9 protein-coding genes are annotated in these 11,527 nt (G+C 55.9%); 7 read left to right on the top strand and 2 right to left on the bottom strand.

From position 1 onward, the window contains the following. Together B3P58_RS00700 and trxA are read right to left on the bottom strand one after the other, a co-directional pair. Positions 1-593: Rho termination factor N-terminal domain-containing protein (locus tag B3P58_RS00700; RefSeq protein ID WP_286715267.1), on the bottom strand; the 593-nt coding region annotated here is incomplete at its 3' end. 179 nt (positions 594-772) lie between these two features. After that, complete coding sequence (trxA, locus tag B3P58_RS00695; RefSeq protein WP_145467618.1) at positions 773-1,099, bottom strand: thioredoxin TrxA; 327 nt, start codon at positions 1,097-1,099, stop codon at positions 773-775. A 226-nt stretch (positions 1,100-1,325) separates the two neighbouring features. Here trxA and ppx point away from each other — a divergent pair, with 226 nt between their 5' ends. The 7 genes from ppx to B3P58_RS00660 form a co-directional block, all read left to right on the top strand. Then, positions 1,326-2,828 (top strand): exopolyphosphatase, encoded by a 1,503-nt coding sequence (gene ppx, locus B3P58_RS00690; protein WP_225691188.1) that lies wholly within the window; start codon positions 1,326-1,328, stop codon positions 2,826-2,828. A 189-nt stretch (positions 2,829-3,017) separates the two neighbouring features. Further along, positions 3,018-3,905, top strand: a complete 888-nt coding sequence (locus B3P58_RS00685; RefSeq protein WP_286715264.1) for a PAS domain-containing protein — start codon at positions 3,018-3,020, stop codon at positions 3,903-3,905. Positions 3,906-4,300: 395 nt separating this feature from the next. Next, positions 4,301-6,064 carry a HesA/MoeB/ThiF family protein gene (locus tag B3P58_RS00680; RefSeq protein WP_186435831.1) on the top strand — a complete coding sequence of 588 codons (1,764 nt, stop codon included), beginning with the start codon at positions 4,301-4,303 and terminating at the stop codon, positions 6,062-6,064. Continuing rightward, positions 6,061-7,305 (top strand): acyl-CoA dehydrogenase family protein, encoded by a 1,245-nt coding sequence (locus B3P58_RS00675; protein WP_225691185.1) that lies wholly within the window; start codon positions 6,061-6,063, stop codon positions 7,303-7,305. The genes B3P58_RS00680 and B3P58_RS00675 overlap by 4 nt, the downstream gene beginning before the upstream one ends. After that, a complete protein-coding gene (locus tag B3P58_RS00670) occupies positions 7,302-9,863 on the top strand; it encodes an efflux RND transporter permease subunit (RefSeq protein ID WP_230331002.1) in 2,562 nt (853 codons plus the stop codon). The genes B3P58_RS00675 and B3P58_RS00670 overlap by 4 nt, the downstream gene beginning before the upstream one ends. Further along, positions 9,856-10,854, top strand: a complete 999-nt coding sequence (locus B3P58_RS00665; protein WP_286715256.1) for a hypothetical protein — start codon at positions 9,856-9,858, stop codon at positions 10,852-10,854. Before B3P58_RS00670 ends, B3P58_RS00665 begins: the two co-directional genes overlap by 8 nt. Then, positions 10,854-11,527, top strand: a 674-nt coding sequence (locus B3P58_RS00660; RefSeq protein WP_286715253.1) for an outer membrane lipoprotein-sorting protein, incomplete at its 3' end; no start/stop codon positions are given. The genes B3P58_RS00665 and B3P58_RS00660, both read left to right, overlap by 1 nt.

Here is an 11,527-nt window from a genome sequence, read left to right as displayed (position 1 = left end):
TTGCGGGTAATTGACTGTGCAATGGTCTGCAGCAGCATGGTTTTACCGGCTTTTGGCGGTGCCACGATCAGACCACGCTGGCCTTTACCGATTGGCGCAACCAGGTCGAGTACACGGGAGGATAAATCTTCGGTAGAGCCGTTACCCTGTTCGAGGACAAAACGCTCTTGTGGGAACAGTGGGGTAAGGTTTTCGAACAGGACTTTGGATTTGGTGTTTTCCGGCTTATCGCCGTTAATCTGGTTAACCTTCAGTAACGCGAAGTAGCGTTCGCCTTCTTTCGGTGGGCGGATTTTACCGGCAACCTCATCACCTTTGCGCAGGTTAAAACGACGGATCTGACTCGGTGACACGTAGATGTCGTCGGGGCCTGCAAGGTAGGAGCTGTTGGCACTGCGCAGGAAGCCAAAACCATCCTGAAGAATTTCCAGTACGCCATCACCGTAGATGTCTTCACCGCTTTTCGCGTGGTGTTTCAGGATGGCAAAGATAATGTCCTGTTTGCGGGTGCGGCTGACGTTCTCAAGATTCATCTCCTTGGCTATTTCCAGGAGCTGAGGAACGGACTTCAGTTTCAGATCAGAAAGATTCATAAAGGGCTGGTGTTTATTGCAGTTATTGAAGGATTTTTGATGATTCATCAAGAGAGGAATGCGTGGGGGAACCCCGAACATCAACAGACTATAGACACATTGTTTTTGGGTGTCTACAGAAAAAGGCGCCTGTGGCGCCTTTTTATAAACAAGCTGCTACCAAGGTAGGCAATGGCTTATCAGAGAGCCTGCTCGATGAAAGCAGCCAGTTCAGATTTGCTCATCGCACCAATTTTGGTGGCTTCTGCCTGACCATTTTTGAACAGGATCAGGGTAGGGATAGAGCGGATGCCAAACTTAGGTGCAGTGGCTTCGTTCTGGTCGATGTTCAGTTTGGCGATTTTCAGTTTGCCGTCATATTCTTCGGCAATCTCTTCCAGCACCGGCGCAATCATTTTGCACGGACCACACCACTCAGCCCAGAAATCAACCAGTACAGGTACGTCAGAGCCCAGTACATCGGCATCGAAGGAGTCGTCGGTTACGGTCAGGATGTTGTCGCTCATGTGTTTCCCCTGTGGAATTTAAGTTTCGCAGCCCCGCATTGTACGCCGGCTTTGTCTGGAATCAATTACCGATTCTCCGCTGGACGTAGGATGTCGCTGGCTGCATATTCAGTCTTATTCGCTAAATGGGGTCGGCGGCAGCACTTTTAAAGTCTGTTCCGGCAGAGCATAAACCCGCATCCGGTGTATTCGCGGTGCAGGGTTACCAGTATTCAGGAAAGTAGTTATGACAGATAACACTGGCGCGATGAACGATCTGATCGCAGCGGTGGACCTGGGTTCCAACAGTTTTCATATGGTCATCGCACAGGAGTTTCAGGGCGAAATACGTACCCTTGAACGTCGTGGTCAGAAGGTTCAGCTGGCTGCCGGTCTGGATGAACGTGGCATTCTGTCGGAAGAAGCGCAACAGCGCGGACTCGAGTGCCTGCGCGAGTTTGCGCAGTTTATGCAGGGCATGGAACCACGCCGGGTGAGTGTGCTGGCCACCAATGCACTGCGCGCGGCGCGCAACCGTCAGCAGTTTATTGAACGCGCTGAAGAGATTCTGGGTTACCCGATTGAAGTCATTGCCGGGCGCGAAGAAGCACGCCTTATTTATCTCGGTGTGGCGCACACGCTGGCTGACGATGCCGGTCGCCGTCTGGTGGTGGATATCGGCGGTGGCAGTACCGAATTTATTATTGGCGAACGCTTTGAACCCAAGGCGCTGGAAAGCCTGCATATGGGCTGCGTTTCCTATACGAAACAGTTTTTCCCGGATGGCGTGATAACCGAAGCGCGTTTTGATGACGCCGTTGATGCGGCGCGTCAGGAACTGCTGAACATCGAAACCCATTACAAACAGCTGGGCTGGCACAGCGCGGTGGGTTCCTCCGGTACTATCCGTGCGGCGGAACAGGCACTGGTGGAAAACGGCTGGGAAGCGGAAGGCATCACGCCTGCCGGGCTGAAAAAACTGCGCAAACAGATGCTGCAATACGCCACTACAGATGATGTCAGTCTGCCGGGAGTGAAACCGGAACGGCGTCAGGTATTTATCGGCGGACTGGCGATTCTGCAGGCGGTGTTCGATACCTTCGGTCTGGAACGCATGATTTATTCCGATGGAGCGCTGCGCGAAGGCGCATTGTGGGACCTGGTCGGGCGTTCTACCCATGAGAATGTCCGCGAACGTACGGTACAGGCCATGGCCGAGCGCTTTTATGTCGATACTGCTCAGGCGCAGCGGGTGAAAGAAATGGCGCGCGCCCTGTTTGCTCAGGTACAGAAAGACTGGAAGCTCGATAACGGCTGGGGTTACTGGCTCGATTGGGCGTCACAGTTACATGAAATCGGTCTGAGCATTGCGCACAGTGGCTTCCATAAACACGGCGCTTATTTAGTGCAACATGCGGATTTACTCGGTTTTACCCGTCAGGGGCAAGCCAAACTGGCGGCCATGGTTCGCAGCCACCGGCGTAAATTTCTGCCTGAGTGTTTTTCCGAAATCGCTCCGGCCAGCCGCACGGCGATGATTCAGATCACGCGCTTACTGCGTCTGGCGGTGGTGCTCAATCACAGTCGTGGCGCGCATCCGGTTCCCTGTCCGCTGTTGCGCAGCGAGGGCGATCGTCTGCAACTGGTATTGCCGGAAGGCTGGCTGGCAGAGCATCCGCTGACCGCCCGCGATCTGGCGGCGGAAGTCAGTCAGCAGAAAGGTGCAGGTTTCAGCCTCGAAATCGCCTGAAGCTTGCGTCGCCTGTCCGGCTCATTCATCATCGCGGGCAATGTCTTTTGGCGACAGGATTACGATGCATGAGCTGATTCAGCATCGTGACTATTGTCTTTTGGCGACAGGATTACGATGCGTGAAATGATTCAGCATCGTGACTCCCGCCGCAGAGTCTTTTGGCGCAGTATCACGGAGGATTGGCCAATGCGTGCCGCAGATCTGATTCACCTGCTGAGCCAGTACGATCCTGATATGGAAGTACCGGTGTCTTTTTCGCACAGCGCAGTGGATGAAACGCCACTGCCAAAAATCACTACCTGTACCAGCAATGAGCGCAGCCGCTGCTATGAAACACTGGTAGAGCTTGCCGAAGACGGCATGCTGGTGGTGAATGCCGGCGGACATATCACCTATATGAATCCGTATCTGGTTCGTCTCTGTGGTTATGCTCCGGCAGAACTGGCCGGGCGGCCCTTAACTGAACTGATGCCGCGCGACGACGCCGAATTATTACGCCAGCGTTTATTCAGCATGCAGGGCAGCAGCCGTTTTACCGTCCGTCTGATCAGCCGCAGCCGCGATATGCACTGGGTGCAGATTTCCGCTACCGCAATTCCCAGCAGTGATGGCAGTTTCCGTGGCTGCATGATGAGCGTAACCGATTTATCGCGGCAGCAGATTCATTTACAGGGAATGGGAGATCAGCAATTACTGGGCGATAAAGTTGAACGTATTCACGATCAGCTGGAACGCCTGAAAGTATTGCGCACGCATTTACTCAGCGAACTGGATGATATGCGGCAATTGCCAAGGGTTGATGCCACTCCGTTCTGGCATCAGGGGCGTTATCTGTATCTGATTGAGCCGCAGAAAAATGGTAAGCGCAAACGCCAGTATGTGGGTTCCGATCCGGAAAAAGTAAAACTGGCTTTGTCGGCTATGCGTCGCCAGCAGCGTTTTTTACAGGTACAGCAGGAGCTGGCACAGATTGATCATCAGATCCGTAATGCAACGTTCAAACTGGACAGTTTCCTTTGGGATCTGGCACAGGTGCCGCCCGATCTGCATCGTTTATTACCGGCTTCGGCCTGAAAAAAATACAGCATAAAAAAACAGCGCCATGAGCGCTGTTTTTTTTAACTTCATTTTACCAGCGCTTAAAAATCAACCACTTCCGTATTGTATTTCACCGACCTTATTGCGTTGTCCGCCGCCTATTTTGACTGTACGGTCGTGTCACTTTTATTGCAGTTTTTACACAATTTTTATTATCAGAAAACTCAGCAGTTTTTTTCATGACAGCAATCCGGAATCGGTGGTTGTGCTGTCATGAATGCCCTCCCTAGCATCCGGGCTCCGCAGACCTGAGCAGAACGGTCGTGTGGCATACGCAACGAAAAACCCTTGTTTTTCCGTGTCCGCATCAATACCGGCAGATCTGTGGAATTAATTTTCAGGATGGAATGGCAGCTTGTCAGGAGGGGATTATGGCAGAGCAAAATCCGGGCTGGTCGGGAGACGCCCAAAGTTTTTATCACGAATTTACGCTGCGCAATGCGGGTTTTATCAGCGATGAAGAACAACAGCGTTTGCGCAATGCACACATCCTGATTGCCGGCTGTGGTTCGACCGGTGGCAGTGTTATTGAGGTGCTGGTGCGCAGCGGTGCAGAGCATCTGGTGCTGGCCGATAACGGCAGTTATGAACTGAATAATGCTAACCGTCAGAATATGGTACTGACCGATGTCGGCCGCTCCAAAGTGGATGTTTTCCACGAGCGCATGAGCCAGATAAATCCGTTTGTACAAATCGACGGTTACGGCAATGGCATTACCCCCGACAACGTCGATGCTCTGGTTGAATGGGCGGATGTCATTGTTGATGCGGTGGATGTTACCGGCCGCTCGGGGCTGGAAATGAAATTCCTGCTGCACGAAGTGGCGCACCGCAATAAAAAAGCCGTGATCTGTGGTTACGACATGGCTGCCGCGCAGTACGTACCGGTGTTTGATTACCGCGATGGCACACTGCCATTAATGGCCGGACTGCTGAACGCCGAAGAAGTGGCAACGCTGGACCCGTTACAGGCCTGTGCACGTCTTATTCCGGATGAATTTATTCCGGTGGAAATGTTCGACGAACTGGCGCGTCATCAGCAGGGTAAAGATTACACCTCGCAGCTGTGTCTGGCGGCGAATTTATTTGGTGTGCTGGGTTCGACGCTGGTGCTCGATATTATTAACGACCGTGCGGTTGAAACCGAAAACTACGTCGACCTGTGGAGCCTGATGCGCAAGCCCCGGGTCAGTGATGATCAGGCCCGCGACGAAGCCGCGCTGAATGAACTGCGCACGGGTCTGCGTGCCTGGGCTAACGGCCCGGGCGGCGACAGTGATCCGTTCTTTCTTGAGCGCTCACTGCGTCACTACCAATTGCCGCTGATGCCGGAGTTGCATAACTACCGCGATCAGCTGCTGACCGAACGTGCCGGCATCTCGGCCTTTGCTATTCCCCATGAGCAACTGGCCGGGCCGCTGGCACGCCAACTGTTGCGTTTTGCCTTTGTGCATTACGCCCGTGTTGGTTTTATCAACCCTGATCAGGCCGCGCGCCGTCTGCTGCATCACGAGCCGCTGAGCAACCTGCATCCGCAGGATGTGCATCTGGTGCTGATCGATACCGACAATGGCCAGCTGCTGGGTTATTCCACGCTGAAAGCGCCGTTGTCTGACAGCCTGCCGTTTTCCAGCGCAGAGCGTCCGCACTTTGGTGTTGAGCAGGCGTTTGGCCGCGATCTGTATGCCGCTGTCAGTGAACTGCAGGGCCTGCCAACCGCAGCCGTGCGTGAAATTGGCCGGGTAACCAAAGCCGAGCTGGATGATCCGGTACGCAATGCCCGTGTCGGTATCATGCTGCTGACCGCTTATCGTCGGGTGGTCTCTGATAGCCGTTATGGCATCAGCGCCTTTGTTGGTGACGGCGAGAAAAACGTCACCCTGCGCAACCTCACTTTCTTCGGTTTTAACCCGCAACTGCTGCCGGCGCGCGAATCCTGTTTGCCGGCGGATCATCTCTATCACCACCGTTATGTTGGCCGCGATGTGCGTCCGTTCTGGCTGTTGCTGGCGGACATTAATCAGGCGCGTGCCGATGAAGTAGAAGCTCTGCTCGATCTGGATGACAACGCACTGCTGGCTGCCTTAAGTGCAAGCCGCAGCAACGCAGCTAAGGAATTGGAGGCTCAGTTATGAAATCGGTATGGAATGAACAACAGCAGGAAATCCGTGATTTTTACGAACAGGTTGCCCTTAAGCGCGTACGCCCGAGTGCCGCCTCGCGTGATGTGACCCTGACGTTTGATCGTCAGATCTGGCGTGACCTCGGCGCCAGCGGTCTGTTTGGTCTGCATATGCCGGAAGAATTCGGTGGCCGTGGTCTGGGCCTGCGCGAATTCGCCGCCGCGCTTGAAGGTTTTGCCCGTGGCTGTCAGGACATGGGCGTGCTGGTGTCCTTTGTTGCTCAGGTCGGTCTGGTGCAGGCCGGTCTGCTCAGCTACGGCACTGAAGAACAGAAACAGCGCTGGCTGCCGGGGCTGATCCGTGGCGAGCTGCTGGGCTCCTTTGCCATCACCGAACAGGGCTGTGGCTCGGATGTACGGGCGATGAAGCTGGCCGCTTCTCAGGAGCTGGATGGTTTCCGCATTAACGGTCAGAAGTGGAACATCACCAACGCGCCGCAGGCCGATGTGGTGATGACCTTTGCCCATGTTGAAGGTGCCGGTGATAAATCCGTTACCTGTTTTATTACCGGCACCGATGTGCCGGGGCTGGAGCGCAGCGAACCCTTTGAACTGCTGGGCAACCGTGGCACGCCGATCGGTGCCTTTAACTTTAATAACGTCCTGCTGCCGGAATCGGCCGTAGTTGGCGGCGTTGGCGGTGGCCTGAACGTGCTGTATTTCGCTTTCCTGGTCGAGCGTGTGCTGACCGGTCTGGTGATTACCGGCTGTATGGAACCGCTGATGGAAGACTGCCTGCGCTACAGCCAGGAGCGTCTGGCCTTTGGTCGTCCGATTGGTGAAAACCAGTATATTCAGGGCCAGATCGTCGAAATGTACTGCCAGATTGAAGTGCTGCGCAGTGTACTGCTGCGGGCTATGGACAGCATGGAGCAGGGTATCGACTGTTCCAGTCTGGCATCGCTGGTGAAGATGATCGCTACCGAAAGCCTGCACGAAGCCTGTATCAACGCCATCCGTATTCACGGTAATTCCGGCTACCGCCGCGACAAGTATTTTGAGCGTCTGCTGCGTGACTCCATCGGCGTGTTCTTTGCCGGTGGCACCATCGAAATTCACCGCCATGTGATCTGGACCAATCTGGTCGAAGGTTTCCGCCGTGGTGAGCAGGCCCGCGAAGGTCTGAACCTTGGCGTGTACCAGAATCAGGGCACCACCGCCTTCAGCAAACCGGCTGAGGAGGCCATCGCATGAACGCCGTAATGCAATTGTTTACCGGGGTGCAGCGTCATCCCTGGCTGATGATGCTGGGTCTGTTGCTGGTAACCGTTGTCGCCCTCGGCGCTGCCGGCCAGCTGCAGATTAACAGCACGCCCTACATGATCGATAACAGCCACCCCAGCCGGGTGGCCGACCACGACACCAAGCGTCTGTTCTCCAACTCCGGTGAGCAGGCCTTTGTCGCTATCGATAACCCTGAAGGCAATGTCTTCAACGCCCAGAGTCTGGCGACCGTGCTGGAACTGAGCCGTGCCTTTGAGCGTATGTTGCTGATCAGCGATGCCGATAGCCAGCGCCTGAATGCACTGGCGGCGGCAGAGGTGCTGACCATGCCGCAGGTCAATGCCCTGCTGCAGGATGGCCTTACGCCGCAGGATATTCCTGTACTGCAGCGTCTGGCGCAGCAGGAAGGTCTGAGCGTGCCGGATAAGGCCTGGCTGGAAAATCTGGCGGTGCGTCTGCGTCCGGTTAAACGTGTGCGCAGCCTGGCGCGCATGGAACATATCGAAGCCTTTACCGGCGGTCTGGATGTCCGTCCGCTGATGAAAACCCTGCCGCAGACCGATGCCGAGCGTCAGGCGCTGCGTGAAGCCGTACTGGCCAACCCGATGTTTATTAACGGCCTGATATCGCCCAAAGGTAACGCCACCACTATTCAGGTGGAGTTCAATATCGCCGAAGACGACTCTCCGGCGATGCTGCTGGCCTACGGTGAAATCAGCCGCATTATTAGCGATATCTCCGCGCGTGAAGGCTTCAGCGACCGCGTGTACCTGAGTGGCCCGCCAATGATCGCCGCGCAGACCGCCACCAGTATGGAGCAGGATAATCAGACCCTGCTGCCGGGTGTGTTGCTGGTGATTATTATCGTGCTGCTGCTCAGCTTTGGCCGTCTGCAAGGTGTGGTTGCGCCGCTGCTGATTGCCGTGATTTCGCTGTTCTGGACGCTGGGCGCCATGGCGGCTTTCGGCGTAAAACAGAACATCGTTACCTCTATGCTGCCGGTGTTTATCATCGCCATCGCCGTCTGCGACGCGATCCACTTCCTCTCCACCTATTACCGTCTGCTGCCGGATAACCCGGACCGTGCGGCCCGTACTCAGGCGGCCTCGGATGCTTTGCGCAAGCTGTTCTGGCCGATGCTGGTAACCAGCGTGACGACCATGGCCGGTTTCTTCGCCCTGAGCTGGACCGAGGTGATCTTTATCCGTGAGTTCGGCATCTTCGTCGGTCTGGGTGTTATGTTCGCCTGGATCGTCACCATGCTGTTCTTACCGGCGCTGGTGATCCTGTGGAAAGCCCCGCGGCCACGTTTTGGCTTACTGGTCAGCGATCTGATCAGCCGCTTTATGGGCCTGCTCGGTCGCGTCGCTGGCCATGGTAAAACCGTGGTGCTGGCGGTGCTGGCACTGATGGTGGTGGGGCTGGTGTACACCCAGCAGAACCTGACGGTGGACAACCAGGTGATTGGTTACTTCGAGCCGGACAGCCGTATCCGTCAGGATGACGCCGCGATCAACGCCAACTTCGGTGGCTCCACCGTGGTCAGCTTCCTGCTGGAAAGCAAAGAAGTGGATGCCTTCAAGCAGCCGCAGGTGATGCTGGCGGTGGAAAAACTGCAGCAGCAGCTGAATAACGATCCGCTGGTGGGCTTTACCATTTCGCCGGTGAACTTTATCGAGCGCATGCATCAGGTGCTGAGTGCTGGTGAAGGTGAGACCAGCGGCAGTGCTGCAGATTACCGTCTGCCGTCAGACCTGACCCAGCCGATGCTGGCGCAGTACTACCTGCTGTACGAAAACGCCAACGGTCAGGATCTGTTTGATGTGGTTGACCGCCGCTTCTCCAATGGACGCATTCTTACCGTACTGCACAGTGACCGCTCATCCGAAGTGGGTGCCGTGATTGAACGCGTGATGAACGAAGCCCGCACTGTGCTGCCGGCCGGGGTCAGTATCCGCGCCGCCGGTTATGGTGAAATTCTGGTGTCCACCACCGATGCTGTGGTCGGTGGTCAGATCCAGAGTCTGCTGCTGGCGGTGGTGCTGATTGCGCTGCTGGTGGTCGCTATTCTGCGTTCGCTGCGTCTGGGTCTGCTGGCGCTGCTGCCACTGCTGTTCACGCTGGTGGGTGTATTCACCCTGATGGCACTAACCGGCACTGCGCTGGATATCGGCACATCCATTATTGCGGCAATTTCGTTCGGTATCGGCATCGACTACGCCATTCACACCATCGCCGCGCTGCGTCTCAGCAAAGGTCAGGATCAGGCCGAGCTGGTGGCCAATGCGCTGCAATACTGCGGTAAGCCGATTCTGATCAACACCCTGGCGCTGGGTTTTGGCTTCCTGGTGCTGACGCTGTCGGGTTATCAGGCACTGGTGAATCTGGGCTACTTTATCTCGCTCACCATGCTGTTCAGCGCGCTGTTTGCGTTGCTGGTGCTACCGGCCTTCCATCGTCCGGATGCACCACAGGCCAGTGTTGCTGAACGTGCCGACGATGGTCTGGCGGAGCCTGCCAATGCGTAGGCTGCAACGTCTGCTGCTGGCTTGTTCGTTTGCCTGCTCGCTGCCTTTTACAGTGGTGCAGGCAGCGGCGCAGGCAGAGCCGGGCATACAGGATAACGAATGGCAGGTGATCAGCCTGTACCCGCCGCACGGCGTGTATCAGGCGGAACTGTTGCCGCAACTGGTGGCTGCTGTTGAAGGGCTGTGGCAGGTGCAGGACAGCGCCGGTGAGCCCTTGCTGCGCACCATCGACAGCCTGGCCAGCATGAATGTGATCGTCGCCCAGCAGGATGAAGTGCGCTTCCGCCGTATTATCGAAAAAGGCGAACTGAACGCTGCCGGTATGCAGCGTCTGCAGGCGCTGGTGGAAGAGCATCCGCTGGTGCAGCGGCGGCTGGTATCGGCTGATGCTCAGGCCACGCATCTGTGGCTGCGGCTGAAAAAACCGGCCACCGCAGAGGGCTTGCAGCAACTGAGTGAGCATCTGGCGGCCAGCCTGAACGCTGCCGGTACGCAATGTGTCAGCGTGCCGGAAAACCAGGGGCCGCTGGCCGGTTTATATATGACCCAGTGGCAATACGATACGCCTCAGCGTGCTGATGGCGTGGCCGCGTTGCAGGCTCTGGCAACGGCACAGCAGCAATTGCAAAACGCACCGGGTGCGCCGGACAGCCAGCACGGACGTAATTATTCGGCGCTGAATCTGCTGTCGTATCTGGGCGGCATTTTGGGTGGCGAATTGCTCGATGCTAATGGCCTGCCGCAAAGCAATGCCGCTCTGGCGCAGATGTACATGATGGCCGAGAGCCTGCGCAGCCGTGATCTGCAGGCGCTGGCGCGCCCGGATTTCCGTCAACTGCAGCTGGTGGTGCTGGGCCATAAAACACCACTGAGCGCCCCTCCTCTTGCTCAATATCAACTTACCCATACCAGTGTCTGGCAGGCGTCTGCGCGTGATTACCGCGTGCTGGATTGCCGCGCTCAGGCATTGGCGACGTCGGAGACTGAATAATGAAATTACTGCTGAAAAGTGCCGCACTTACGCTGCTGGGTCTGACCATGCTGCCTGCTTTTGCGGTCAGCGAAAAAAGCATTAAACCGGAAGCGCTGCTGGAACAGGTACGTGACCGTGATGACGGTGATGACCGCCGTTCGCGCATGATTCTGGAACAGACCATGAGTGATGGTTTTGTGCGTGAACGTGAGCTGTTAATGCTGGAAAAAAAATTCGGCGCCGAGCGTAAAGCCGTGCTGTATTTCACCGCTCCGGCCGATACCGCCGGCACCGGCATTCTGATGTTCAGCTACGAAGAAGCCAGTGGTAAAGACGATGACCAGTGGCTGTATTTACCGGCACTGCGTCAGTCGCGCCGTATTGCTACAAACTCGAAAGAAGGCCCGTTTCTGGGTACCGATTTTTCCTTCGCCGATATCGAACGTCTGCGCGTCGATGATTACCTCTACGAAGATCAGGGTACGGCAGAAATAAACGGCCGAACGCTGCAAAAAATTGCCGCACATACCGCCAATGGTCTGGAAAATCCACGCACCGGTTACAGCCAGCGCGTAATTTATGTTGATGCCGAACGTCAGCTGATTATGCGTGATGAGTTTTACCGCGAAGGGCGCCATATCAAAACCTTTGAGGTTACCGGCCTGAAAGAAATCGACGGCTACTGGACAGT

The organism is Thalassolituus sp. UBA2009, from assembly GCF_002335285.1.
GTDB lineage: Bacteria > Pseudomonadota > Gammaproteobacteria > Pseudomonadales > Oceanobacteraceae > Venatoribacter > Venatoribacter alkanivorans.
This window is presented reverse-complemented; position numbering and strand designations above follow the sequence as displayed.

Coding starts and splice junctions, on each gene's coding strand:
- ppx (WP_225691188.1), top strand. CDS start 1,326: ATGACAGATAACACTGGCGCGATGAACGATCTGATCGCAGCGGTGGAC.
- B3P58_RS00670 (WP_230331002.1), top strand. CDS start 7,302: ATGAACGCCGTAATGCAATTGTTTACCGGGGTGCAGCGTCATCCCTGG.
- B3P58_RS00680 (WP_186435831.1), top strand. CDS start 4,301: ATGGCAGAGCAAAATCCGGGCTGGTCGGGAGACGCCCAAAGTTTTTAT.
- B3P58_RS00685 (WP_286715264.1), top strand. CDS start 3,018: ATGCGTGCCGCAGATCTGATTCACCTGCTGAGCCAGTACGATCCTGAT.
- B3P58_RS00675 (WP_225691185.1), top strand. CDS start 6,061: ATGAAATCGGTATGGAATGAACAACAGCAGGAAATCCGTGATTTTTAC.
- B3P58_RS00665 (WP_286715256.1), top strand. CDS start 9,856: ATGCGTAGGCTGCAACGTCTGCTGCTGGCTTGTTCGTTTGCCTGCTCG.
- trxA (WP_145467618.1), bottom strand. CDS start 1,099: ATGAGCGACAACATCCTGACCGTAACCGACGACTCCTTCGATGCCGAT.